The sequence below is a fragment of the Prolixibacteraceae bacterium genome, from assembly GCA_019856515.1.
GTDB classification, from domain to species: Bacteria; Bacteroidota; Bacteroidia; order Bacteroidales; family Prolixibacteraceae; genus Halosquirtibacter; species Halosquirtibacter xylanolyticus.
This window is the reverse complement of record CP082230.1, coordinates 4,504,025-4,530,048: the sequence shown is the minus strand read 5'-3', so window position 1 is coordinate 4,530,048 and position 26,024 is coordinate 4,504,025. Positions and strand designations below refer to the sequence as shown.

Sequence of the window (26,024 nt, the reverse complement as noted above, 5' to 3'; positions counted from 1 at the left end):
AATTGCGATGCAAATCTATGTATTTTGATTGAAGTTCCAAAAAAAACAGCCACTAAAAATGGCTAATAAATAAGGATAAATGGCTATAATTTTAGTCCTCAACAACATAAACATCAAAAAAAATTACGGGAGAACAGCCTTATTCTCCCGTAACCGATAGAATTATTTGATCAAACCATTTAAATGGGCAATAATCTCTTCATCCGAAACACCAATAGGGATAACCATATCAGGCTTCTTCATAAATATTTTGTGATCCTTGTGGAATCTATTTTTTCCACCACCAGTAATGTTCAACATGATCAAAGCATCTTTATCTAATTGTGGCACCTCTTTAATCAAAGTGGCCAAAGCAATTGCAGATGCAGGTTCAATATCGATACCTTCAAGTTTCTCGAATAATTCACCAGCAGCAGCACCTTCTTCGTTTGATGCAGTCAATACATCTCCGTCAGTTGCTTTTAATGCATCGTATAGCCCTCCAGTCAAACCATAAGGAGGCTTTCTATTAGACAACACTTTTGCATCGATCTCTTCCACTTGACGACGTGCTTGGTCATCATCTTGAGGCAACATTGAACGAGAGTCTGCTCTCCATGCTAACTGGATAGGCACAAATGGTTCATTCTGCGAAACCAATAGTTTCATGTTGTTCGAACCAAAGCGACCATCTTCTTTAAAACGTTCTACCGCTTCCCATGCAGCAATGGCACCTGTTCCACTACCGACAGCTTGGAAGTAGTATGAAGGAATCTCTCCAATAGTAGTGATTGCAGAGTATACCGTTGTAGCCATTCCATCACGACGTGCCACATTCTTTGCCCCCCCTTCAGCATAGTATTCAGGTAATGAACAAGCTACATTAGAGATATGAATCGCGTCGTAGTAATCTCCACCAGAAGCAGCAGCTACGACTTTCACACAAGGATCTAATTCATGATCAAAATACAAGGCATTAATGTTATCCTCAGGAATGCATAAAAGCAATGGAATCTTATTCTCAGAGCATACACGAGCAAATGCTCTTGCCGTATTTCCAGCAGACGCTACCACTAAGATCTTATCTTTTGGCTCTGTACCTCTAGCAGTAACACAATAAGCTTCACACTCTTTAAATGAACCACTCTTCATATCCCCACCTCTTTCTGGCCAATAGCCACTGAAAGTGACATAAAGGTTAGAAAGACCCAAATGTTGGGCTAATGCCTCACTTTTGTAGGTAAAAGGAGAACCAGCACCAGGCAATGTTTTTTGAATTGGTAACCAATCAGAGAACTTATATAGCCCTGGATGGTTATTATGAATAGAAATTTGTTTCTCTTTGTAGACCGCTTGGATAAGAGATGGACCACAGTCACAATCGTGATCTAAAACCCAGTTCTTATCTTCAAAACAAGCATCACAACAAAGAGATTTTAAGTGGTATTCTGTTTTCTTAAAATCAACCATTACGGATCTGTTTTCAAATTTACGCACAAAAATAAGGCTTTTTGAATGAAGCAGTGTATAATTCTGAAATAAATCGAATAGAAGTAATTATCAAACCATACGAATATGATACAGTGGCAATCATTTAATAAAAAAATCTATCGATCAAGATATCGACTATTGCTATATGCTCTATTACTAACAGTATTTGGAGATCTTTTCTTTCCCATAGAGGATTGGATATACTACACCTATTTCAGGCCGTTGTGGCTCCTCCTGACAGTCCTTGCAGGATGGAATCTAGTACATAGAAATAGACAAAAGAACCTCATCTACAAGAGTCTCTTAATCATCTTAACTATCGGGGAACTCATCAATATTATTATTCCATTAGAACAACTAAATATATTGAAGCAGTTGGCCTACTTGGTGTTCTTTATCACCTTCTCTTTAGAACTATTCCATCAGGTTAGGTCTACCACCAAAGTAAGTTCATCTATTATCACAGCTGTTTTGTGTGGGCTAATTATTCTAGGTATTGCAGGCGGTATTGGAGCAATGATTATAGAGTCAGTCACTCCAGATTCTTTTGAGGGTAACCTTACTGGAGATAAGATTGCTGATTTTCAATATTTTAGTTTCATCACCCTAACCACTGTTGGTTTTGGAGATATAATACCTGTCACTGTATATGCTAAAAAATACACGATACTAATGACCCTTATAGGTAACTTCTACTCTATCGTTATTGTTGGTATTATTATTGGTAAGTTTACGTCATCCACCATCAAAGATGAAGAGCATACATTAAACAAGTTGCCTACGAAGATAGACCAAGAGTTAGAAGATAAAGATTAAGTCAGAAAAACAAAAGGTTGGGTAACACGAATGACCCAACCTTTTTTAATTTACTGATTTTGTCTATATAAAATCAATAGTACATGAAACGAACTCTCTTATCCAATTCATTTAACCTCAATACGCCCCATATAGATCAATTCTGCATCATGGGTGTTGTTGGCTGTATTGATCAAATGACGTAATGTAAAGGTAGGCTCATAACTCTTTTTCTTTCCATTATATATCACTTCAATTGGCTTGTTAGGATCAATAGAGGTAGGGCTATATTGGATATAAAGGGTTTTAAAACTACTGTCCTTCACCGTAAATGTATTTCCCTCTTTTACCACATCAGCCATATCACCAGCTTTACTACTTTTCACATCAGTAGCCAACCAATAAGATGAAGCATATTTTACATCATCTTGAATCCAAACTACTCGATTCGGATTGATTGCTCGACGATATTTCACCATCCAGTCAAGAGCCAAACTGTCTTTATGATCCATCCAGTGACCTTTGCCAGGAACAACATCCACATAGTGAGTATAACCATTAGGATCTAGATCTTGTAAGCTATCTAATGATACTCTCCACTTACGAGCAATATCATTTCTATGATACGCAGCATCCTCGGCTCCCATAAAAAGAGCAAAAGGCAAATTACGTAATCCTAAAGGAGTCACCTCATTAGGATGACCAGCATTCATATCAGCACCAGCCAAACGATCAGACATACGAGGTGCCAATTGATATACGCCATCCCCACCAGCAGAGTATCCTGTGATATAAACACGATTCGGATCGACCTGATCGAACAGAACATAACTACGAATAATTTTTGTCAACAACTCATCTACATGAGATTGGTGCCACATATTCCATGCATCTACCGCAGCTCTTGGCGCCACATATACGGCATTACTCATGTTGTTATATAGTGCAATTTGATTACGCCACTGTTGGTCATTTGCCTCTTTGGTTGTCGAACCACCTCCATGAAGAGAGATGATTAAACTCTTAGCCCCTTCAGTTGGTTTGAAATATCGAACCTTAACAGGCATCACATATTTATCAAAGGTATAGGTTGTATCCGCCCACTCTTTCTTCAACAATTCGCTATCCTGTTGATCTAAATACCCCATATATAGATCTGCAGCTTTTTCAGCATCCACCGGTTTTAAGGAGACATCTAAAGTCTCTGCAGGTAGATCTATGTCGTTATTCTCTATCTGCTTCTCGAAGGTTTTAACCGCACTCGCCGAAGGATTAATAGAGGTACAAGCTGTCCATATAGTGGACAGCAGTAGTACAAAACTTGCTATAGGTAGTAATTTTATTTTATGGTTTCTCATCACTTGGTCTCTTCTAATTTTTGGATTGTCTTAATCACTTGTTCTCCTACTCCGATTTGATAACCATGAGACTGATAAACGATCTCTCCTTTGGTATTCACAACAAATACGGCAGGCAGCCTCCCGTTAGACTTGGTCTTCAATGCAGCTTCAAATTGTGCTAAAGTTGTCTGATCTACACCATACTGAGCCTGACTAGGAATTACAAAAGGATCTCTTTCGAACGACGAAGTCAACTTATCTTTAGGAACAAGGAAAGTCATCGCCACACCTTTCGATTCAAATTTCTTTTTCAAACTCTTAACATCTCCCATGAAATGCTTTGTAGGCTCTCTATCAGGATCCAACCAAGCAATTACAGATACTTTACCTTTCATAGTTTTTGCCATAGAAATTGACTTCGACTGGTCTGGATATCCGTTAAAAGATGTCGTATAGTTCACCTTACCTAGTACAGGAAGAGGCTTCATATCTTTTCGTATAGAGACTTTCACTTTGGTCTTCTTACCCTCTTTGACTTCGAAGAAAGCCAGACGAGTAAGCACTGAACCATCTTTAAGTCGGTTTCCTGAAGTCACCATATAGGCACCAACAGGGACATCAACAGTAATTGCTTTCTTCTCTAATTTCACCCCTTCTGGGAAATCCTTCACCGCTTTGCCTTGATCAAAAGCAAGGGTACGGTATAGTCCATTGTCGAAACGAGCAATCGTAAACTGCCCATAATACTGAAGTGGCTTGGTTGGATCAGCACTCACCAGTTGAAGAGTTCCCTTCTTCGGCAATTTTGCTTTTGGTTCAAAACGAACATCAACCCACTGTCCCCCTTCGAAATATTGAGGCTGCTTTGTTGCAGGCTCCAAGCGAGCAGGGATACCTAATGAACGAGAGGTAGCTACAAAGAATATCGAACGACTTCTTTTATCCACACGCTTCAGTTCGAATGCTCCTTGTGGTGAAAGAGGAACTCTAAACACATTGTTAACAGTATCTAATTTCATGTTCTTATGCATCCACTGAATTAAAGCCTTGGCAGATGTTATATCTCCAAGTACTCTCTGTAAATATGCTTTATATGAAGATAACAGCTCTTTCTCGACCCTTGGATCTAATATATATTTTGCCCAAAACTCTTTGGTGTCATATTTTGATTTACTGTATGCAGGTGTATCTTTTAGATGTGATTCAAATATCTCTTTAGGCGTATCCTGTAGGTCTTTATATGAGACCACATGATACATCTGCATCAACACATCACGTTCAGATGGAGTCACCTCTTCAAGTAAGCCAAGAACCACTTGACCATTTCCTCGAGCAGCTTTCAAAGAGACTTTTAATGCTTCCGCATCTACCCCTAACTCCTTGGCTTTGGCAGGAATGTCAATGGCATTACTAACAAATGTCTTCTCGTAAGCACCACGAATTTTATCTTCTTGGGCCAAACGACGACTATTCTCCTTACGCTGTGCTTCTGTCACTTCTGTAACCCTGCGCACATTTTCGATTGGTGGCACCAAATCAAAGTCAATATTTCCATCTGTATGTAGGCGTGGCTCATAAACAATCTCATGAACACCCCCTGAAGCTGTGATCTTCTTCATCGAGTATCCTTTATCGCCATAAACCCACACCAATACATCCCCTAGTCCTGTTTTGATATGACATACCCCATCTTTATCGGTGGTACGTTTCATGATAGGATAGATCTCAGCATAGTTATAAAGAGAAATTGCCACACTTGCATTCGCAATAGGGTTGCCATTGATATCGACAACTTTGATGGTATTGTCTGCAACAGGAGCATAGTTCTCTGTCACATTCAATAGAGAGGTTAAACCATCCTTAGAGACATAAGCAGGGGCACCTTGCATCAAACCATACGTACGAGCATTCATTAGAATACCTCGACTTGCAGGACCTTCAAACCAACCCATATTGAACTCAGGTGCTGGCTCACATGCTCCTGTAAAGTACCATTTACCATCGATACAGACCTCAACCCATGCGTGGTTGTCATCGCTATGTGCCCAACGTGGAGTATACACTTGGCGTGCAGGGATTCCAACAGAACGATATGCTTCAACAGCAAAAACTGACTCCTCACCACAACGACCGTAAGCATTCTTTACAGTAGCCATCGGAGATAGTGTACGCGCATCAGTTACATGATAAGTAACCTTCTCGTGACACCAATGATTCACCTCCAAAGCAGCATCATGCATGTTCATCCCTTTTACACGATCCTTCAGTTCATGGAAGAACACTTCTCGATGGTTATCTAAGTTCTCGTTGTTATTTCGAAATGGAACAACATAATGTCTAAAGTTCTCTTCAGAAACATTCTTTCCCCAAGGGAAGAAGTCACGAATCATAAAGGCAAGATGCACATTCTTATATAAGAAATCTCCATTATAATCAGCCATATCGTTTAATGGCATATAAGCATAGATAAATTTCAATGCCTCTTTTTCATCCACAGTGATAGTATCACTATCAAAAACAGATAAGAGTTCATCATGACGTTTTTCTAAAATCGGCATTCTTGATTTGAACTGCTTCTCCACCTTTGCTCTATATGCCTTATCTGTTATAAAGCTTGACTCTGGTACATTGGAACAGCTCCACAATACAACAAAGCCCAATAGGTATAATAATCTATATTTCATAACAATGATGTTTTACTTTTGCTCTTTCCATACTTCTCCATCCCACTGAATCACCATCACCTCTTTCTCCGAAAATGGCATAGTAGCTTCCCAACGGTTCTTTCCATTGCTCACAATTTTCACTGAAGATAGCTGCTCAGGAGCCATCACTTTAGATAGACCTAAAGAATTGGCTTGATTTGCAGGCTTTCCATATTTCTTAATATAAGCAGATTGTGCGTAGTATATCTGACGCATCAACCACTTGGCTTGATCTTCACCATTGTCATGAAATGCAACCTCTCCTTGTGTCTCGTTAGAGAATTGTACCAATCCCCATGTTTCGGGCTGATGCATTGCAATGACACCTTGTGGTGACCATACCCAATTGTGTTCAGGAAGTGTTTTACCACTATTGGCATCCTTTGTTTTTTGATACGTACCATCCTTTTGACGGTCCACATCCCAATTCACTCTTGAGAAATTAACTTTCCATATTTCATTCATATTAGGAGTACCATTATGGCTATTGGCCTCCTCTAAATCACTCCAAGGAAGTGCGACCTCTACAGTCCACTTCTTGTCTATATCCTTCGAATTGTTTAATGTGCCGTAAATTTTCACAGCACTCTTCATTCCTCTAAGTGTCCAAGCGTCTAAAACATGCATCTTTGCATCGCGATATGGTTTGGTCAAGATCAGATCCCATTGGGTGTTGAATGCATTCATCTCATACTCATAATAGTGATGGGTATCCCCATCAGGATCGATAAAGATCTCGATATCATTATCTCTGAAAATGACTGCATCTCTCTCCGTAAGGGTTGCCCATATCTGAGGCTCTTCCAGCTCAAAAGCGAAATAGAAATAGTTATCATCCCATAACATTTTTGCTTTGGTTGGATAAGTTGGTAAAGGCTTCTGATCACCTTCGATATCAACGAATGTATTGGTCCATGGTGCCTTACTCCAAGCTGCATCATTTATGTTTCCATCAATACGAATAGCACCATTGGTATGAAGTGCTACATATTTTTCAGGAGCATAAGCGACTGCATCCCTACTCTCTAGTACTGGCTCAACCTCCGTTTTAGGTTGGCTTGTACAAGAGAATAGAAGGGCCAAAGATCCGATTCCTAATGCATGTTTTAACAATTGCATAATTCTTCTGTTTAAAGTTGTGTTTATTCCACCACTATCATAAAATGAACTTGATGTCTCTATACATGTTTGAATTCTAATTCTTCATCTATGTGCCGAACATCCTAAGGTGCATCTCATGATAGGTTTGGTATTATTATTCAGGTTTAATTCCAATGTTTATTTGGAGCATCTCCCATTTCAAAATGTAGAACTCCACCCTTCATAATCTCTTTGTGATAGATAAATGGTTTCTCTAGAGGAACGTCATTCCACGTTACTTCCTGTATATAGATAGACTTATCATCGACACCTGGAGCTTCAATTCTCAGTCTCTTTCCTTTCGGCAGTTTCACTTCAAACAGAGGCATCCATGGGGAAGTAATAGCATATTGACCATCCGCAGGATTGACTGGATAAAGTCCCATAGCACTCATCATAAGCCATGCAGACATCTGTCCACAGTCTTCGTTTCCACAATAACCATTAGGACGATCGAAATATTGAGACTCGATAATACGTCGTGTCAACTCTTGGGTCTTCCATGGCAAACCAACATAGTTGTAGAGATAAGCAACATGATGGCTAGGTTCGTTTCCGTGTGCATACTGTCCAATCATCCCCGTAGAGAAAATAGGGAGCTTATCCTCTGTCTCTGGGTAGTAGGAGAACATAGAATCAAGTTTTGCAATAAATGGTTCTTTCCCACCCATGGCATTCACCAATCCATCAACATCCTGAGGAACAAACCAAACATATTGCCATGCATTACTCTCACAAAAATCGTTGGTATACTCTTTAGGTATAAATGGTTTGACAAAATCACCATCTGCATTACGTGCTCTCATAAACGTAGAACGCTTATCATAAACATTTCTCCAGTAATTTGCTCTCTTGGTGAAATATTTATAATCATCGGTTTTATTTAACGCCTTTGCAAATTGTGCAATACACCAATCATCATAAGCATATTCCATGGTCTTTGAAACAGACCAGTTCTCATGTCCTTCGTTATATGGGATATATCCTAAAGACTTATACTTATCAATATCTCTTTCATCGACCATTGCACTAGCTTTACATGCCTCAAAAGCTTCTTCTGGATCAAAGCCTTTGAACCCTTTAAAATAAGCATCGACAATCACAGGAACGGCATGATATCCAATCATCATATTGGTCTCTTCTCCAGCCAAACTCCATACAGGAAGACGTCCACTCTGCTTGTAGTGATCCATTAATGATAAAACAAAATCATCGACTCTCTCTGGCTCTATAAGTGTAAACAGAGGGTGTGCAGTTCTAAAAGTATCCCACAAAGAGAACGTGTCATAATGTATTTTGCCAGAGGATTGAACAATCTCTCCCCCGACCCCTTTGTATCGTCCATCTACATCACTATACATGGTTGGAGCCAATAGGAGGTGGTAGTAGTTTGAATAGAAAATACGTTTCTGATTCAATGTACCTTCCGCTTTTACTTTAGACAAAGATGCCTCCCATTTCTCTTGGGCTGCCACCTTTACGGCATCAAAATTCTTGCCTGCAACTTCAGCATTCATATTCTTTCTAGCCCCTTCAATAGAGACACTCGATAAACCGACTTTTAACTCTATCACCTCATTGTTAGATGTGGCATAGTGAAGAAGAACTTTCGAAGCAGTTCCTTCTGTTTGTGATCCATTGACAGTTTTGTCCTCTTCTGTCAACTCAACTCTATCGGCGGGTTTTGAGAATTCGGCAATAAAATAGATCTTTTGATCTCTTGCCCACCCTTTAGAAAAACGATAGCCCTCAATAGTCTTATTATCTATAACATGTAGATGAGTACCTGTGGCAGCATCCCAATTCATCGCAAAACCTAGGTCTATAGCAATGCGACTATCATCATCCTTTGGGAAAGTGTAACGATGTACCCCAACACGATCAGAAGTCGTTAACTCGGCTCGAATGCCAGAACTTTTCATCAATACACTGTAGTAACCAGGGGCAGCCACTTCGTCTTTATGGTCGAACTTCGAATAAGGACGATAAGCACCATCGGTAAGAGATGAAGTAAAACGGCTATTGTAAGGCATAACCAGAATATCGTATAGATCGCCTGCACCTGTTCCGGTTAGATGGGTGTGTGAAAAACCTGCGATAGTTGAATCTGGATAAAAATAACCAGCAATCCGATCCCATCCAGGTATTCCATTATCAGGACTAAGTTGAACCATCCCAAAGGGTGTGGTTGCTCCAGGATACGTGTTTCCTGGACCGTCGGTCCCTACAAACACATTCACATAATCAATAAGTTTGTCTCCATTATTATCGGCACTATTTTTCTCTTTGGTTACACAAGAAAATAGTCCGAATAAACACGAAACCAGTAAAAGCAATTTAGTATTGTTCATCGCAATAGTATTTTTTAATATATCACATCTTAATATAATAAAGATCACATAGATATGATAAGGTACTCATGCCAAATATACCATTAATTTATTAGCTAATTATTACACTCAAAACCCTAACAATAAGACAAATACAGCCTTTTGTAGTAATAATATTTAGATCCTTCGGTTATCTCAATGACTGAAAAATTGCTATTAATTATACACAGACATGAATTTTTATCCCACATAACCACTTATATGGGTAACAATCAAAATGTTATTTTGATGAATTTGATGGAAGAAAATAACAAATTACCTATGGTTATCAAAACCAATAAAAGGGTATTATAAAGATGAATCTCACCATATAATAAAGAGATAAAACAGGACAAAGTGAATATAGACGTCGGCATAAATTATAGCATATTGAAAGGATATCTTCTATTTGAAGTAGATAATTGAGATTGGAAAGGGTAATGAAGAAGATTGATAAGGCAAAAGATAGAGATCGATTGTGACGTAAAAAAAAGGCAGAACTGTATTAAAGAAGGATCAAAGAAGGAGCTCACAGGTATTAAACTTACCCTTAAGTTACCTTTAAGTTACCCTTCCCTTACCAAAAGGTCGTAAATAGGTAAATAAACCGTATCTCAATAGTAGAGGAAGTACGAAGGAAGTATAGGGGAAACATAGAGAAGAGTTTGATGGATATCATCGAATATTTCAGAAAAAACAACCTTCATTATTGAAAGGTATAAATACGAGAGGTAGTAGAAGAAGGATTAGTTATCAGGAGAGGGAAATTCAATTCAAAAGGAAGAGAAATACGAGAGGTTGTAAAGGAAGGATTAGTTATCAGGAGAGGGAAATTCAATTCAAAAAGAAGAGAAATACGAGAGGTTGTAAAGAGAGCATGAATTATTAGGAGAGGGTAATTTAATTCAAAAGGAAGAGAAATTCGAGAGGGAGTAAGAGGAGGATTAATATGAAAAAGGGGCGAGGTATTAGTTATTGGGAAGGGTGACTTTAATTATTGGGCAGGATCGTTTTAATCGTTTTTGGTGATTAATTACATAATTGTGATTAAGGTGTATTTTGGGTATTAAAACGGGATTGTGGTGGTGGTCTGGGGTATTTAACTTAAGAAGAAGTCGAATGGGGTAAAAAACAAAAAGGTCAGCTCTTTGGACGTGAAGCTGACCTCTTTAACTTGTGGACTGAATTATTTCATTTGGACGTGATAAGACAAAGGTAATAAAAAAGTATAAAGCACCAAATGTAATAGTAAGAAAATGTAATACTTTCTATTCTCCATGTCCACATAGGGGGTATGACAATCAATCCTCCCTCACGCCAAATGACAACTTAAAGTCCTTGAATAGCAGATCATTAATAGTCTTGTCACTAGAGCCACTTTGATAGAATATAGTGATTGTTTTTATTGCCGAATTAAAGACAATTATTTTACCGTTTACGGCTCCTTCTTTTGATATGACATTATAGTGACACTCTCTACATTTACGCCCTAAAAAGGTGGTATATGCTGTTTCAGAGAACTTCACTTCTGCCCACTTATACTTCTCACTTTCAATCATATGTTTCTTATGAGATTCTAATGTCACATCTAAATCCATATAATAATCGAGCCAGACGAGGGTAATAAGCCCAGAGCTTAACTCATCTTTGGTTCCCATAGAGAAATAATATGCATTTTTCGCGACTTGTTGGTTGAAAAGCACCTCCCATTCTGGAGTAATGGTGAAGGATATATCGTCTCTAAGATAATATATCTTACCATCCTTATCGGGAGTTAAGTTGTGGTTTGACATCTCCACACTGTCTTGGGCAGACTGAGCATAAGATTTTATTTCAGCTTTTACGCTGTTAGGTGCTAATACAGATAGTAGCCACAGCAGCGATAGAACAAATCGATAGTTCATATAATAATTCTTTGAGTAATTAATCCAACATTATAGATCTAACACCAGAGAGAGGCCAATATTATCAAACCCATCTTGGTTAAACGAGCTCGACACATATACATCAAACATGAACAGTAGTTCAGTAAATGCATAGGACACTTCATAATATTGCGCTTTCGGAGTGTAGATAAGGCCACAAGATATCTCTTCTCGAGATAAAGAACTAGATAAGAATGGTAAAAATTTCAATAGCAGATAGGGGCTACGGAAAATAACCTTCGATTTTAAATAGCCATCATTGGTAGCCATGGAGTAAGCATCGGTATTATAGAAAGAGAAATACTCGTTACTTATTCGAATTGGAATAGATTGGATACGATAGTTGAAGAATTCAGATATGTGTAGGTTTTTATTATCTCCAATTGTCTTACCAGCTCTCACATCCCAGCGTACCCATGCCGAAGGAGAAGTCTTAATCTTTTGACTAATCCCTGCTTCAAAACGATGTGCATCTCCCAGTGATTTTGAGAAGATATAATCATATGACGCATGTACATAAGGTGCATAGACCCTTAGGTTGGTATATTTTGACGTTTTCTGATTATCAAATAAGAATAGAGAGGTTCCGAAGTTCGCCCCAACGATATTGTAATTTTGTGATTTTAGATTGACATCGGTGATATATTCTCCAGTAGGTTTATTATCACTAAAATCATTACCAAAGAGATTCTCCTTTAGACTATTGTCCATTTGATAAACCTTTTTATGAGAGTAGTACAACTGTTGATGCCAGCGGTTCTTTTTGCTGAAAGTGTGGGTTACGGTGTAGTATTTCTTTCGATAATACTTTTTATAGTTGTCCCCAAAGAAGAAAGAGCTAAGCGAGTTTACAAGAGGGTCAACAGCATATCGATTCATATCCTGGGTATTCTCTCCTGATTGGAATTTTATCGATGAAATAGCACTATACTTATACCATAAATTAATATCCCAGTTCACTTTATCTGGACCAAATGAGTACCCAAGCATTGGAACAAACTCAAATTTCTTCTTCTGATTCTTGTAAATAGATAACTTGGTATCGATACCATAGGCAAATCCGTCGACAGGATTATAGACCAAAGCATTGAGTTTAATAAAATTTGGGGATGTAAAACGTAAGGTAGAGTCGTTGTTGAAGTAGGTCTCTCCCGTCATAAAATTGTAACTATTCTTCAAGAAACTATTGTTTGATTTAGAGACCATCTCTCCTACTCTATCTTGTGACATTTGATTCTTCATAGTAGCATTCTTCAGGCTACTCTTTTCATTGTGTGAAAGAGGAACTGTTCTGAAACTATCCAACGGTACGGTTTGATATGATGCGATATCAAACTGCATCTCTTTAATAGAAGGCATCTTGACAGTATTGTTTTTCTCTTTCTCCACAGGAACTTCAGTAATTTCAGCTGTTTTATCGGTGGTTACAGTCTCTTTTTTAGTCTCTTCATGAACGACTTCTTTAGCAGGCATCACCTTCTGAACAGCTTGTGTTTTCTGTTTCGGTTTACTGTTAATCGTCACATCCGAAGTTGTACTGTTTTCGGCGAGAACCGTATTTACTTCAGGATGGAAGGTTGGATTTAAAGCGACATTGATATATTTGAAATTTGCCACATACTGCACATTTCCTTTTACACCTAAAGCCCCACCACTAAATTCATATCGATGGTCTACTGGCAACCAGACTTTGTGTTTCACTTCATGAAAGTTCTGATGCATCTTTACTGGGCCTACGGGCGTATCAAAAGAGAGATCTACACTATGAATACACCATAGTCCATCCACAATATAGATCTTTCCGCTATAGAGCTGTTTGCTCTTCATACGAGGAATTACCTGTATGATATTCACCGAGTAGTTTCCATCATAGAAGAAACCTTCGTAACGAAACTTATAGTGTCGAAAAGCAGATGGTGCAAAAGGGGATATCATGATCTCAATAGATGGCTGGTAAAGACTGGCACTTAAGAAGTCAATTATTGGGAGATCTAGATCAATCGGCATTGAACTCTTATGTTGTATCACTTTCTGCTTGTATTGATCTGGATAGGCAAATATAACTTGTCGGTATGATTCGTCAACAAACACGTCCCCTTTCTTTATATCGACTCCTTCACGCCTCTTGATTTGGTATGACATGAGTCGTGAAACCTTCGTAAACGCAATTGTTCCTCTAAGATATATATTAGCGATGTAAGACGATATCTCATTTAAATGCTGATGACGCAAGCCAATGGTTTTACGCATGATATCATATGCAGGGTCTTTGCCACTATTGACCTTGATATCGGGAAGCTGAAGATTAATGTCTTCTAATACAACTTCTAGAGGCGAAGAGGTATCTTTAGATAAGTGAAGAGTTTTGGATTTATAGCCGACACAACGAACCAACACTTCATAGGAGTGGTCGTCAGGAATAGCAAGAGTAAAACACCCTTCAATATTTGAGGTGGTACCAGTTGTTAGCTCTGACACATATAAGGTGGCATAAGGAATGGGTTCTCCTTTGACATTTTTCAAAATACCATCTATGTTAATAGCATAAGTAACAGCACTTATCATAACAAGATATATCGATAGGAATAGTTTCATTGTCAATCTCTTTTATAAAAAGAAACAAAAGAGTCACATTTATGTTTGGTCATTATTGGGGGACAAAAGTATATACGATGTATCCGTTCTGCCTAGTAGGAGCAGTTGTAGAGGTTTCAAAAACAGTTTTCTTCGCTGCATCCATGGCATACTTAGAAAGGGATGGATCACTAAAAGAAGACGCCTGTTGGTTTAAACTGGCATTAACGACACGCCCATCTCTGTTAACCACAATATCAATATGAACTTTCCCTCCAAACTCAGCAAGATAGATAGGGATAGGAAGATCCACATGAAAGCGACCTTTTAAAGCGTAGTGAATATTACTCTTTCCAACATAAATAGTCTTTTTCTTGTTTCTTTTTAGGTTAGTATCTTTTTTATTAGGTTTTATTGGGGGATCTGCCATCGCGTTATTCGATGATCTATTTTTTTCTAGCTGCTTGTCTACTTTATTCATTAAAGCTTCCGCCTTTGCCAATTCATCTTGATAAGATTGATCAAAGAACGGATCATTGGTCGTAGCTTCAGAGGTGTGCGAATCATTAACGGCTGCAGACGATCGTACTTCTCTATTTTGGACTACTTTTTCTTGTTTAGGTTTTGGTGGCTCAGGCTTCTTTACGGGCTCTATTTCAGCCTGTATTAGGACAATATCATCACTTTGAGGCTGATATTTCACCACCATCTTCTTGTTCATTGCAAAAGCAAGAATAAGGATATGAAAACATAGCGTAAAAATGATTCCATTAATATTATCTCGATAAATCTGTAGAAACTTGTGCATAAATTTGATATCGCAATTCAATGATAACCCAAAAATAGTATACAAAACGGAAAAAGAGAGGTTCATTTGAAGTTTTTTAAAAGAAATAGCCGAACTATTGCTTTATTGCAGCAACATTTTAACACCTATAATTGTATTATTTATATGAAGTTTTTTTTACCCTTATATATTCCAAAAGATGTCTAACTACATATCACCTAAAGAAATTAAACAAGTAATCAATCGTACAAGTGATGATCAAACAAAGATTATCATCTTTTTTATTTATAATTACGGTATGACACCAGAAGATGTTGTTCAACTCACAAGACGTAATTTTATTATTCAAAATCAAGTGGTACGTATACAGTTTGATCGAATAAAGACACAGACCAAGCATGTGTTTCGAATTCCTGATTATTTTACACAGACGCTATACAAAGTTCTTAGCAGGAGGAAAGAAAAGCAACCTTTCTTCGTAGGAACGAATAGAAAGGCAATGTCTGCAGCAACCCTTGAAAATAGGCTATTCGATGAGACACTTCACCAGAATAAGAAATTAGATCCCCGATCGTTGTGGGAAAGTCACCTATTTTGGATTTTTAGAAAAGGGTACAATTTTTCGGAAGCAACCAAAGAGTATGGTATCAAACATGAAGATAAAGAGTGGAGTATATGGGAAGAAGCGACCCAAGAGAAGCGAGTGTTTCCTAGGCTTCTAGACATATAAACTAATCATAATCTATTTTTTAAGATATAAGTTGGTCGCTTAATCGCGTTTTTATACTTTTATGCGAAATAATTGATTGAAATGGCAAGAAATACAGAGCAACAGTTTAATAAAGCAATTGCAGAATGTGTAGATATCTTCACAAAGAAGATGTCAGATTATGGTACAGCGTGGCGAATACTACGTCCTAGCTCTTTAACGGATCAGATCTACATCAAAGCACAGAGGATCAGAAGCATTGAAGAGAAAGGCTCACAAAAGATTGAAGATAGTATTCGTGGCGAATATATCGGTATTATAAACTATTGTGCCATGGCCCTTATACAGTGCTCCATTGGGTATGACTCTAAGCCTATTCCAAACGAGGAGATTCAACGTATGTTTGAACAACAACTCACCGACTCTCGTGATCTTATGCTAAATAAGAATCATGATTACGGTGAAGCATGGAGACAGATGCGAATCTCATCGTATACAGATCTGATTTTGATGAAAATACACCGAACCAAACAGATCGAAGACAACGAAGGAAACACTATTATTTCTGAGGGAGTGGAAGCAAATTATATGGATATGATTAATTACTCTATTTTTGCACTTATTCGACTTGAAGAAGAGGCTACCGCAGATTAATATGCTACAATAAAACCATTTTTACACTACACTTATTTACACTAAATCGTTATGCATAAAATAATTGTGAAAGCATCACGAATCCTTTTTGGTATGGTCTTCATATTCTCTGGATTCGTAAAAGGGATTGACGTATTAGGGTTTAACTACAAAATGGTCGATTATCTTGAATCGTTCCATTTAGATTTTTTACAGTTTACGACCCTTCCTGCATCTTTCATTCTCCCTTTCCTGGAGTTTGCTATTGGAGCAGCCTTATTGACCGGCATTTGTGTAAGACTAGCAAGTGTATTAGGTTTTATCTTCATGGCATTCTTTACGATTCTAACCGCATATATCTGGAAGTATAATCCAGTGCAGGATTGTGGATGTTTTGGTGATGCATTAATTATCTCAAACAAAGCCACGTTCTTGAAGAATGTATTCTTAATGACTCTCGCGATCATAATATTTAAGAATAGGAATATCACTTATACAAACTCTCTTCCTGCAAGAAAAGGATTATTCTGGGGATTGAATTTTGTAATGGTTCTTGTGATGTATTTTAGTTATAGCTATTTACCTATTCTAGATTTTAGACCATTCAAAGAGGGAGCTAATATTCCTGAAGCGATGAAGATACCAGAAGGTGCACCACAAGATGTGTATGAAAATGTTTACTATTACAAGAACATCAAATCAGGAGAACTAGAAGAGTTTAATGACAACAATTACCCATGGCAAGACACGATTAATTATGTCTTTGATCATATGGATGAGCCTAGATTATTGAAAAAAGGGTTCACACCATCTATTGACGATTTCAGGGTAGAGAATAGAGACAATCAAGATGTTTCGTCTTTCTTTTTGACGAATCCGGAGTATAGTTTTCTTTGGGTCTCATACAATATGAACAAAGCGGATCAGGATGCCTTCGAAGCATCTGAAAGAGTTGCAAAGTGGGCTAAGGAGAATAATATTAGTTTCACAGGGTTAACTTCTACAGATATCGCAACTGTAGATCAGATGAAAGAAGCACATCAAATGACATTCGACATATTAAATGCGGATGAGACAATGCTTAAAACAGTTGTAAGAGCAAATCCAGGATTGCTGTTAATGAAGAATGGTACGGTGATTAAGAAATGGAATGCCAATCATCTTCCTGAAACATTCAGTTTAGAGCTATTAAAACAATTAGAAGATGATCTAAACAAGTAGGAATTAGATAAATCTTTTTAGATAAAAAGATGGAGGTTCAATGAGCCTCCATTTTTATTTTTGTATCTTTGTTTTGCTAATTAAAGAACATTAATTTATTAATTCATTTAAGGATGAGAAAAAAAATTGTTGCAGGAAACTGGAAGTGTAACACATCATTACAAGAGGGTGTTGAGTTGGCTCAGGCGGTAAATAAAGCCGTGACTGAAAATGGTGCAGAAGACGTTACTGTAGTATTAGGAGTTCCTTTTACACACATCACTAAAGTGGTGGATAATGTAAACGCTGACCGTATCAATGTAGCTTCTCAAAACTGTGCTGCTGAAGCTAAAGGAGCTTACACTGGTGAAGTTTCTGCTTCTATGGTAAAATCCACTGCTGCATCTCATGTTATCTTAGGTCACTCTGAGCGTAGAGAATACTATAACGAAACAAGCGAGATTCTTAACAAGAAAGTTGCTTTGGCATTAGAAAATGGACTAACTCCTATCTACTGTTGTGGTGAAGCTCTTGATGTAAGAGAAGCAAATAACCAAAATGCATTCGTTAAGCAACAACTAGATGAAACAGTTTTCTCTCTTTCTGCTGAAGACTTTTCAAAAATAGTTATAGCATACGAACCAATTTGGGCTATCGGAACAGGTGTTACAGCATCTACTGAACAAGCACAAGATATGTTAGCTTATATTCGTTCTATTATTGCTGAGAAATTCGGTAATGATATCGCTGAAGCAACATCTATCCTTTATGGTGGATCATGTAGTCCTAAGAATGCTAATGAGTTGTTTGCACAAAAAGATATTGACGGTGGTCTTATCGGAGGCGCATCTCTTAAATCTGACGATTTCCTTGCAATTATCAATGCATACTAATCGTAAGTATCAGATACAAAAAAAGGCGTTTTTTCAAACGCCTTTTTTTGTATCTATCGGTTTTTATACCAACTGAATTACTATAAACCTAACTTCTTACGAATATCTGCTGGAATCGCATCTTTGTGTACCATTATACACATCGTCTTGTAATCAAAGAAAGCTTTAGAGCAATAGAAGTATCCTTTGTAATCATTATATGATCCCCAAGAGTTCTTCACCTTGTAGTACATCTTACCTGTTTGGTCTTTTGCAGTACCAACAATATGCATACCGTGATCATCTGTTGTTTCGTAGTTATCGAAAGCCACTTGTCTCATCTCTTGTGTAATTTTCTTCTCAAGACCTGGCTTATTCACAGCATTAATTTTCTGACTCTTCTCCTTTGAAGATAATGCTTCCCACTTAGAGATCTCTGCATCACTCATCTCTTTGATGTTGATATCAGGAACCACAGCAACACCTTTTGATTTGGTTGCAAATCCTTTTTCAGAAACATCTGCAGCCCAACCAACAGTAAAACCATTGTCTATTGCATTGTTCATAATACGATCAAGGTCTTGCAATGGTACGTTGTAAACATCGTTCCACATCCAGTTGTCTGGCACTTCAAGGATAAATTTAGAGTAGAATGGGTGGTGTGTGTAAGAAGAGATCTCTACATAATCATCACCGTTCAAGCCACAATAATCTTTAGCAAAAGATTGAGGCGTATACTCTTTACCTTCATACTTGAATTTCTTTGGAGCTTCGCCTAAGTATGCATCCAAAGTAGATACCACCGCTTTATCCCAAGCAGTAGATAACTTACGGTTCTTATTCTTCACAACCGCATCCACTTGTGCTTTCAACATGGTATCCATTTCGCCTTGCACAGGTTTCTCTTCACCATAGTTCATTCCACTGTACACAGACTCAGGCACAACACCATATTTGCTTAACACATATGACACATCATGGAAAGCACCACCAGGTCCGAAATTCAAGTAACCATGCATTCTCACATACTTACGTGCTTTATCAGCATAAGTGTGATATACAACAAACATTTCTGATAAGTCCACAGGCTGTTTTCCCATACGCATCATCTCTGATTCAAGGAAAGATTCACCTGAATATGCCCAACAAGTACCAGAACGGTTCTGATCTTTTACAGATGTTGCTTGAATTTCTTTTACAGGTGTGAATACATACCCCTCTACTTTGTCTTTTTTCTTCTTTTGACCAGCAATGGCTGCATCCACTGACAATAAACTAACTGCCAATAACGCAACAGATAAGATATTTTTCATGAATTCTATTTATTTAAATTAACGTCCAAAATTAGTGTTTGACACTGTGTTTTTATTTATAATGCACTAAAATAAGTAAAATTCAGAGGCTATTCAATGATATATGCACATTCTATTATCGTTATATATTTTTCACATAAAAGGAAGAGGTTACCAATAATAGTAATTGGTTAAAGGTTTAAATAAAGAATGATTACCTTTGTGGAAATTTAAAGGGGTAACTCCCATTATCCAAAGAAGACATTATATAATCATACATATATGAGATTTGATCAATACAGTTTGATTCCTCAAATCAAAGAGAATCTTTCGAAGAAGGGACTTAAGAAACCAACTGATATTCAGTTTAAGTCTATCCCACACATCTTAAAAGGAGAAGATGTGCTTGCGATAGCACAAACTGGAACAGGTAAGACTGCTGCTTTTGCCATACCTGTTATTCACAAAATACACCTTCTTAAAGTAAAGAAGAGAGCAAGTGGAATACGCTGTTTGGTTATGGTTCCAACGAGAGAGCTTTGTATGCAGATCGCTGAAGTATTCAATGATCTTGGGAAGAAGACCAAAGTGGTCACAAAGTCAATATTTGGAGGAGTAGAGCAAGATGCACAGATCGACACACTTAACAAAGGAGTAGATATCGTTGTAGCAACTCCTGGACGTATGTTTGACCTTATAAGCCAAGGACATTTAAAACTAGATCACATAGAAGTTTTGGTTTTAGATGAAGCAGACCAGATGCTTGACAAAGGATTCTATCATGATATTAAATCACTTCAAAGACATATCCCAAAACGAAGACAAACACTCTTTTTCTCTGCAACCATAGATGAAAAGATCAAAAAGCTGGCATATTCTTTAGTTATCAATCCGATAAGGATACAGATATCACCAAAGAATCCAGTAGCTAGGAATGTGGATCACTCCATCGTTAAGGTAAAGATGGATGACAAGCGATTTTTTCTTGAGAGATTCGTCAAAGAGAATGAAGATAAGAAGATACTTGTATTTGTTCGTACCAAGGTTCGTGCAGAACGTGTAATGAAAGCGATGTCTCGAGTAAACATAGAGTGTCTAACACTTCATGGCGATAAAGATCAGAGTGAAAGAATTCAAACATTAGACAAATTTAAAAAGGGAGAGATAAATATACTTGTTGCTACTGATGTTAGTGCTCGAGGTATTGATATCCCGAATGTAGAATTTGTGATCAACTACGACATACCAGAAGAGGCTGACAACTACGTACACAGAGTAGGTCGTACGGGTAGAGGTAGAAGCAAAGGTAAAGCGATATCTTTTGTTAGCAAAGAAGAGAACGAGTTGATTTTTGCTATCGAGGAGTACACGGGAGACAAGATTAAAGAGATCAAGATAAATCTTGATGATTACCAAGATACCATAGATTATTCTGATGATGTATCACAATCATGGCAGTCACTTATCAAGGAACATGATCGTGTCGAGGGAAACCTAAAAAAGATCCATAACAAAAGAAGAAAGCAGAAAGAGAATAAGAAGAAGAAATAAGAGCAATAGCTCAATAGCTCAATAGTTACAAAAGGATTACCAATATAGGAGTTTACTTCTAATGGTAGTCCTTTTTTTGTATCTATACTTATCATCAACCTTGTCTCTATATACATTATAGCACAATGATCAAAAGGGAAATACATACACCACCTGCACTATACAAACGATATTTTAAACGACAACTTCAACATGTCTTAATACCGCATATTCACAATAGCTCATCCCCTATCTATTCATCAAATCGTTGTAGTGTAAATTAAATGGTGAAGATCTTTTTTCTACGTGTTTTTGTAATACAAAAAAAGGCGCCAAAGTTTGGCGCCTTATATATTATTGAATGTATTTCGGTTACAATTTTCTATCGTAATTCTCGTTGAACATCTCGATACCTTTATCAAGGAATTCAATAAAGATCTCAGGATTAGGATTATATCCCATACCTTCACCCAACTGAATATTATCAATTCCAAGCATCACATAGAATGGCTGCGTATTACGACGGAATCTAGATATTTGGAAATCTGTCCATTTATTTCCAACTGTCTTCACTCGTCTATCCGTATCCTTAGATGTGTATTGCTCCCATTTAGGTAGCTCTTTTCTTAGATCGACATAAAGAGATGCAATCACAACTTCTTCAGAAAGTCTTTTCTTAACACCTGGATCAACCCAAACATTATCCTCCATCTTACGACAGTTAGTACACCCCTTACCAGTAAAGTCAACCAAAAGAGGCTTATGTACTTCTTTTGAATACTCTAATGCCTTCTCAAAGTCATAGAATACTGGAATACCGTGAGGTCCTAAATGTTGATCTCGGTTCAATCCAACAGATCCACCTTCACCAGAGCCAACATATACAGATGAAGCACCAAATCCCTGTGGAGCTTCGGCATAGTTAACCGGTGGCGGGAAACCGCTAATAATCTTAACTGGAGCACCCCAAAGGCCAGGAACCATATAGATCACAAAACTCAACACCATTGTACCTAACACAAATCGTGAAACAGGCAGGTGTGTTTTTGGTGAATCATGTGGTAAAACGATCTTACCCCACAAATACATCGCAAGACCAAAGAAGATCGCTATCCATATAGATAAATATATTTCTCTTTCTAACAGGTGTAAGTCTAACACCATATCAGAAATAGACAAGAATTTAAATGCAAATGCAAACTCCAAGAAACCTAATACGACCTTCACCGAGTTCAACCATCCACCTGAACGAGGTAAAGTGTTCAACCAAGATGGGAATGCTGCAAACAGTCCAAAAGGTAATGCTAGAGCTAAAGAGAAACCAAACATTCCAATAATCGGTGCTAGTCCACCATTACGTGCAGCTTCTACAATCAAACTACCAACAATAGGTCCGGTACAAGAGAATGACACCAAAGCCAATGCAAAGGCCATAAAAAAGATACCGATCAGACCACCTTTATCGGCTTTTCTATCTATCGCATTCACCCACGAGTGAGGTAATACAATTTCGAAAGCACCCATAAAAGAGAATGAGAATGCAAACAACAGCAGTGCAAATATCAAGTTAAACCACGGGTTTGTAGAGAGGTTATTTAAACTTTCCGCTCCAAAGACCGCTGTTACCACTGTTCCTAGAAGTACATAAATCACAATAATTGATATACCGTACATCACTGCATTGCGAATACCTTTTGCTCTAGACTCAGATGGTTTAGTAAAGAAACTTACAGTCATCGGAATCATCGGGAATACACAAGGAGTCAATAACGCTGCAAAACCACTTAAGAAGGCTAAAATAAAGATACTAAAATAGTTTCTATCTTCACCAGTATTAGATGAGGTTACAGCAGGTCCTACCTCTTCGTCAGCAGCTTCAGGCAAACTCAAGATATCGTCCACTTCATCTTGCTTTTGCCCCTCGTTAATCACGAAGTTATATTCTATTTCTGTTGGAGGTAAACATGTTTCATCGTTACAAACCATGAATTCAACATGTCCTTTGACTTCCAACATCTTACCTGAAGGAATTTCAATTCTTTGTACAAAAGTAGCTTCGTCACTAAACCAAGAAAGATCCATTTGAAATGTTGGATCGAAATGTTTCTCAGGCTCAGGAACCTGCTGAATACTACCAAGAATTTTAAAATCACTCTTATTATCAAAGCTAAAGGATGTCCTTACGGGTCCACCGTCCGGAATATCCGTAGAGTATAGATGCCACCCGCTCTCTATTGTCGCGGAGAAGACTAACTCATACTCGGTCTCACTAATTTTACTCTTAGAAAACTCCCATTTCACAGGCTCCAAAATCTGAGCAAATGACGGAAGAATAGAGAGCAATAGTAACGAGACAATCAGTCCAAATTTCTTCATGTCCATTCAATAATTTTATGTTTTGTCCAAATACATCTACAAATTTAAAAAAAAATAGATATAAAAAAAGGCCCAAGTAGAAACTTGAACCTTTTTTATGTAAACTATTGTATGATATCAGAGAATAATCTCTCCATCATTGTCATAAAACTTACAATCAAGAAAGCCCATAGAGCTTTTTGATACGACTTTGAAACATCTTTTCAGTTTCCACATCCACTTATATTTTCTAGATATTAATCCACAATTTAAATAAGCAGCAACATATGGATGAAGATGAATCTGAACATTTTTACGGAAAAGTTCTTGATAAATATATCTCAAGTTGTTATATATCTCATCAACGAACAATAAAGTCGATGCAACCTCGCCAGTACCACGACATGTTGGACATTTTTCAGCGGTCTCAATATGCATTTCAGGACGAACTCGTTGTCGAGTTATCTGCATCAAACAGAACTTACTCAAAGGTAAAATATTGTGTTTTGTTCGATCCTTACTCATCTCTTCACGCATTTTTTCCAGAACCTTCATTCGGTTCTCATTACTATGCATGTCGATGAAATCGACCACAATTATTCCCCCCATATCACGAAGACGTAATTGGCGAGCTATTTCTACAGCAGCAGCAAGATTGACCTCCAATGCGTTGGTCTCTTGATCACTTCCTGCTTTAGATCGATTTCCACTGTTAACATCGATAACATGGAATGCCTCTGTATGCTCAATAATAAGATAAGCTCCACTTTTAAACGATACGGTTTTCCCAAAAAGTGCCTTAATCTGTTTTTCAATTCCAAAATGCTCAAAAATGGGAGCATCACCATTGTAATGTTTTACAATCTTTTGCTTCTCTGGGGCGATACTAGCCACGTAGTCCTTCACCTCAGAAGCAGACTGTTTATCATTTACATAGATATTTGTAAATTCAGGATTATATACATCACGGATCATGGCTATCGTACGATCTAACTCACCAGCCACTAAAGAAGGAACTTTAGACTGTTTAAGTTTTGAAGGAACTGCTTCCCACTTTGCAACCAAAGAACGAAGCTCTTTATCTAATTCAGCTACTTTAGTACCTTCAGCAGCTGTACGTACAATAACACCATATTTTTTAGGACGAATGCTTTGAATTAGCTTTCTCAGACGACTTTTCTCATCATTTGACTTAAGCTTTTGCGAAATAGAGACCTTATCACTAAAAGGCATCAACACTAGGTTTCTACCAGCAATAGATATCTCTGAAGTCAAACGTGGTCCTTTGGTTGATATTGGCTCTTTGGATATTTGAACCAAGATCAACTGTCCAGAACTAAGTACATCAGTTATCTTTCCTTCTTTAAAAATATCAGGCTCCGACTGTATCTTATTCATCGACACAGGCTTCTTACCTTTTGATGTCGACTGTAAAAGAAATTTATTTAATGTTTGGAATTGTGGTCCAAGATCAAGGTAATGTAGGAAAGCATCTTTTTCGTAACCGACATCAACAAACGCAGCGTTCAATCCTGGCATAATCTTCTTGACTTTGCCAAGATAAATGTCACCGACAGCAAATTTCGCGTCACTGGTTTCTCTATTCAGTTCGACTAGGCGCTTATCTTCCAAATAAGCAATCTCCACTTCAGATGGATTTACTTCAATTACCAGTTCATTACTCACAATCTCTCATTTGTTTAATATAAAATCGAACTTATAATACAGCAAAAACCTAGAAGCAATTATTTGCTCTAGGTTTTATACTCTTTCAAAACAGAGTCGAAGAATTATTTCTTCTTCTTATGTCTGTTTTTTCTTAGTCTTTTCTTACGCTTGTGCGTAGACATCTTATGTCTTTTTCTTTTTTTTCCGCTTGGCATGATTATACTTTTTTAATATGAATTATTACTTAACGTTATCTTTAACCTTGCTCACAAATGACTTTGCTGGCTTAAAGGCTGGGATAAAGTGCTCTGGAATGATAATAGTTGTATTCTTTGAAATGTTACGAGCGGTTTTCTCAGCGCGTTTTTTTACGATAAAACTCCCGAATCCACGAAGATACACATTTTTTCCCTCTACTAAAGAATCTGAAACAGTATCCATGAAAGCCTCAACTGCCTTCTGAACTGTAACTCTCTCGATACCAGTATTCTTCGAAACTTCGTTTACAATATCTGCCTTTGTCATTGCTATAAATTTAATTTAAACGATATCCTTGACTCAAATTTAGGAGTACAAAGATAAACGTTTCGTATTATTAATGAAATAGAAATCAATTATTTTTGCGGCAAACATAAGAGAATTTTATTAAAAACACAATAG

At 37.5% G+C, this 26,024-nt stretch carries 18 protein-coding genes; 6 read left to right on the top strand and 12 right to left on the bottom strand.

Annotated elements, in window-relative coordinates:
* Window positions 1–162 precede the first annotated feature (162 nt).
* A complete protein-coding gene (locus K5X82_16630; GenBank protein QZT36842.1) occupies window positions 163–1,449 on the bottom strand; it encodes a cysteate synthase in 1,287 nt (428 codons plus the stop codon).
* A 105-nt stretch (window positions 1,450–1,554) separates the two neighbouring features.
* On the opposite strand from K5X82_16630, the gene K5X82_16625 reads away from it, so the two are divergent.
* The gene (locus K5X82_16625) at window positions 1,555–2,286 is read left to right on the top strand and encodes a potassium channel family protein (protein QZT36841.1); all 732 of its coding nucleotides are present in this window, start codon (window positions 1,555–1,557) and stop codon (window positions 2,284–2,286) included.
* Between the two features lie 107 nt (window positions 2,287–2,393).
* Here the strand turns inward: K5X82_16625 and K5X82_16620 are convergent, their stop codons facing one another.
* From K5X82_16620 to K5X82_16590, 7 genes are all read right to left on the bottom strand, one after another.
* On the bottom strand, window positions 2,394–3,623 hold the full coding sequence (locus tag K5X82_16620; protein QZT36840.1) for a hypothetical protein: 1,230 nt from the start codon (window positions 3,621–3,623) through the stop codon (window positions 2,394–2,396).
* Window positions 3,623–6,289, bottom strand: a complete 2,667-nt coding sequence (locus tag K5X82_16615; GenBank protein ID QZT36839.1) for a transglutaminase domain-containing protein — start codon at window positions 6,287–6,289, stop codon at window positions 3,623–3,625. Before K5X82_16615 ends, K5X82_16620 begins: the two co-directional genes overlap by 1 nt.
* A gap of 12 nt (window positions 6,290–6,301) precedes the next feature.
* Complete coding sequence (locus tag K5X82_16610; GenBank protein QZT36838.1) at window positions 6,302–7,429, bottom strand: carbohydrate-binding family 9-like protein; 1,128 nt, start codon at window positions 7,427–7,429, stop codon at window positions 6,302–6,304.
* Between the two features lie 146 nt (window positions 7,430–7,575).
* Complete coding sequence (locus K5X82_16605) at window positions 7,576–9,801, bottom strand: GH92 family glycosyl hydrolase (protein QZT36837.1); 2,226 nt, start codon at window positions 9,799–9,801, stop codon at window positions 7,576–7,578.
* A 1,319-nt stretch (window positions 9,802–11,120) separates the two neighbouring features.
* Complete coding sequence (locus K5X82_16600) at window positions 11,121–11,723, bottom strand: hypothetical protein (protein ID QZT36836.1); 603 nt, start codon at window positions 11,721–11,723, stop codon at window positions 11,121–11,123.
* 30 nt (window positions 11,724–11,753) lie between these two features.
* Window positions 11,754–14,339 (bottom strand): DUF5686 and carboxypeptidase regulatory-like domain-containing protein, encoded by a 2,586-nt coding sequence (locus K5X82_16595; GenBank protein QZT36835.1) that lies wholly within the window; start codon window positions 14,337–14,339, stop codon window positions 11,754–11,756.
* A 52-nt stretch (window positions 14,340–14,391) separates the two neighbouring features.
* Window positions 14,392–15,126, bottom strand: coding sequence for an energy transducer TonB (locus K5X82_16590; GenBank protein QZT36834.1), 735 nt, complete (start codon window positions 15,124–15,126; stop codon window positions 14,392–14,394).
* Window positions 15,127–15,304: 178 nt separating this feature from the next.
* Between K5X82_16590 and K5X82_16585 the strand changes: the two genes are divergently transcribed.
* From K5X82_16585 to tpiA, 4 genes are all read left to right on the top strand, one after another.
* Entirely contained in the window at window positions 15,305–15,835 is a 531-nt protein-coding gene (locus K5X82_16585) for a tyrosine-type recombinase/integrase (protein ID QZT36833.1), read from the top strand.
* Window positions 15,836–15,916: 81 nt separating this feature from the next.
* Window positions 15,917–16,468 carry a DUF1599 domain-containing protein gene (locus tag K5X82_16580; GenBank protein QZT36832.1) on the top strand — a complete coding sequence of 184 codons (552 nt, stop codon included), beginning with the start codon at window positions 15,917–15,919 and terminating at the stop codon, window positions 16,466–16,468.
* Between the two features lie 51 nt (window positions 16,469–16,519).
* Window positions 16,520–17,668, top strand: a complete 1,149-nt coding sequence (locus tag K5X82_16575; GenBank protein QZT36831.1) for a DoxX family protein — start codon at window positions 16,520–16,522, stop codon at window positions 17,666–17,668.
* Window positions 17,669–17,781: 113 nt separating this feature from the next.
* On the top strand, window positions 17,782–18,540 hold the full coding sequence (tpiA, locus tag K5X82_16570) for a triose-phosphate isomerase (GenBank protein ID QZT36830.1): 759 nt from the start codon (window positions 17,782–17,784) through the stop codon (window positions 18,538–18,540).
* An 80-nt stretch (window positions 18,541–18,620) separates the two neighbouring features.
* Here tpiA and K5X82_16565 read toward each other — a convergent pair whose 3' ends face one another.
* Complete coding sequence (locus tag K5X82_16565; GenBank protein QZT36829.1) at window positions 18,621–19,832, bottom strand: aminopeptidase; 1,212 nt, start codon at window positions 19,830–19,832, stop codon at window positions 18,621–18,623.
* Window positions 19,833–20,093: 261 nt separating this feature from the next.
* Here K5X82_16565 and K5X82_16560 point away from each other — a divergent pair, with 261 nt between their 5' ends.
* Window positions 20,094–21,362, top strand: coding sequence for a DEAD/DEAH box helicase (locus K5X82_16560; protein QZT36828.1), 1,269 nt, complete (start codon window positions 20,094–20,096; stop codon window positions 21,360–21,362).
* A gap of 351 nt (window positions 21,363–21,713) precedes the next feature.
* Here K5X82_16560 and K5X82_16555 read toward each other — a convergent pair whose 3' ends face one another.
* The 3 genes from K5X82_16555 to K5X82_16545 form a co-directional block, all read right to left on the bottom strand.
* Window positions 21,714–23,717 (bottom strand): thioredoxin family protein, encoded by a 2,004-nt coding sequence (locus K5X82_16555; GenBank protein QZT36827.1) that lies wholly within the window; start codon window positions 23,715–23,717, stop codon window positions 21,714–21,716.
* A 117-nt stretch (window positions 23,718–23,834) separates the two neighbouring features.
* Window positions 23,835–25,382, bottom strand: coding sequence for an Rne/Rng family ribonuclease (locus tag K5X82_16550; GenBank protein QZT36826.1), 1,548 nt, complete (start codon window positions 25,380–25,382; stop codon window positions 23,835–23,837).
* A gap of 222 nt (window positions 25,383–25,604) precedes the next feature.
* Entirely contained in the window at window positions 25,605–25,889 is a 285-nt protein-coding gene (locus K5X82_16545) for an integration host factor subunit beta (GenBank protein QZT36825.1), read from the bottom strand.
* Window positions 25,890–26,024: the final 135 nt, after the last annotated feature.

Excerpts from the sequence above, each read along its gene's own strand:
- K5X82_16590 (QZT36834.1), bottom strand. The coding sequence starts at position 15,126 with ATGCACAAGTTTCTACAGATTTATCGAGATAATATTAATGGAATCATT.
- K5X82_16630 (QZT36842.1), bottom strand. The coding sequence starts at position 1,449 with ATGGTTGATTTTAAGAAAACAGAATACCACTTAAAATCTCTTTGTTGT.
- K5X82_16605 (QZT36837.1), bottom strand. The coding sequence starts at position 9,801 with ATGAACAATACTAAATTGCTTTTACTGGTTTCGTGTTTATTCGGACTA.
- K5X82_16560 (QZT36828.1), top strand. The coding sequence starts at position 20,094 with ATGAGATTTGATCAATACAGTTTGATTCCTCAAATCAAAGAGAATCTT.
- K5X82_16565 (QZT36829.1), bottom strand. The coding sequence starts at position 19,832 with ATGAAAAATATCTTATCTGTTGCGTTATTGGCAGTTAGTTTATTGTCA.
- K5X82_16595 (QZT36835.1), bottom strand. The coding sequence starts at position 14,339 with ATGAAACTATTCCTATCGATATATCTTGTTATGATAAGTGCTGTTACT.
- K5X82_16600 (QZT36836.1), bottom strand. The coding sequence starts at position 11,723 with ATGAACTATCGATTTGTTCTATCGCTGCTGTGGCTACTATCTGTATTA.
- K5X82_16620 (QZT36840.1), bottom strand. The coding sequence starts at position 3,623 with ATGAGAAACCATAAAATAAAATTACTACCTATAGCAAGTTTTGTACTA.
- K5X82_16585 (QZT36833.1), top strand. The coding sequence starts at position 15,305 with ATGTCTAACTACATATCACCTAAAGAAATTAAACAAGTAATCAATCGT.
- tpiA (QZT36830.1), top strand. The coding sequence starts at position 17,782 with ATGAGAAAAAAAATTGTTGCAGGAAACTGGAAGTGTAACACATCATTA.
- K5X82_16555 (QZT36827.1), bottom strand. The coding sequence starts at position 23,717 with ATGAAGAAATTTGGACTGATTGTCTCGTTACTATTGCTCTCTATTCTT.
- K5X82_16615 (QZT36839.1), bottom strand. The coding sequence starts at position 6,289 with ATGAAATATAGATTATTATACCTATTGGGCTTTGTTGTATTGTGGAGC.
- K5X82_16575 (QZT36831.1), top strand. The coding sequence starts at position 16,520 with ATGCATAAAATAATTGTGAAAGCATCACGAATCCTTTTTGGTATGGTC.
- K5X82_16545 (QZT36825.1), bottom strand. The coding sequence starts at position 25,889 with ATGACAAAGGCAGATATTGTAAACGAAGTTTCGAAGAATACTGGTATC.
- K5X82_16610 (QZT36838.1), bottom strand. The coding sequence starts at position 7,429 with ATGCAATTGTTAAAACATGCATTAGGAATCGGATCTTTGGCCCTTCTA.
- K5X82_16625 (QZT36841.1), top strand. The coding sequence starts at position 1,555 with ATGATACAGTGGCAATCATTTAATAAAAAAATCTATCGATCAAGATAT.
- K5X82_16580 (QZT36832.1), top strand. The coding sequence starts at position 15,917 with ATGGCAAGAAATACAGAGCAACAGTTTAATAAAGCAATTGCAGAATGT.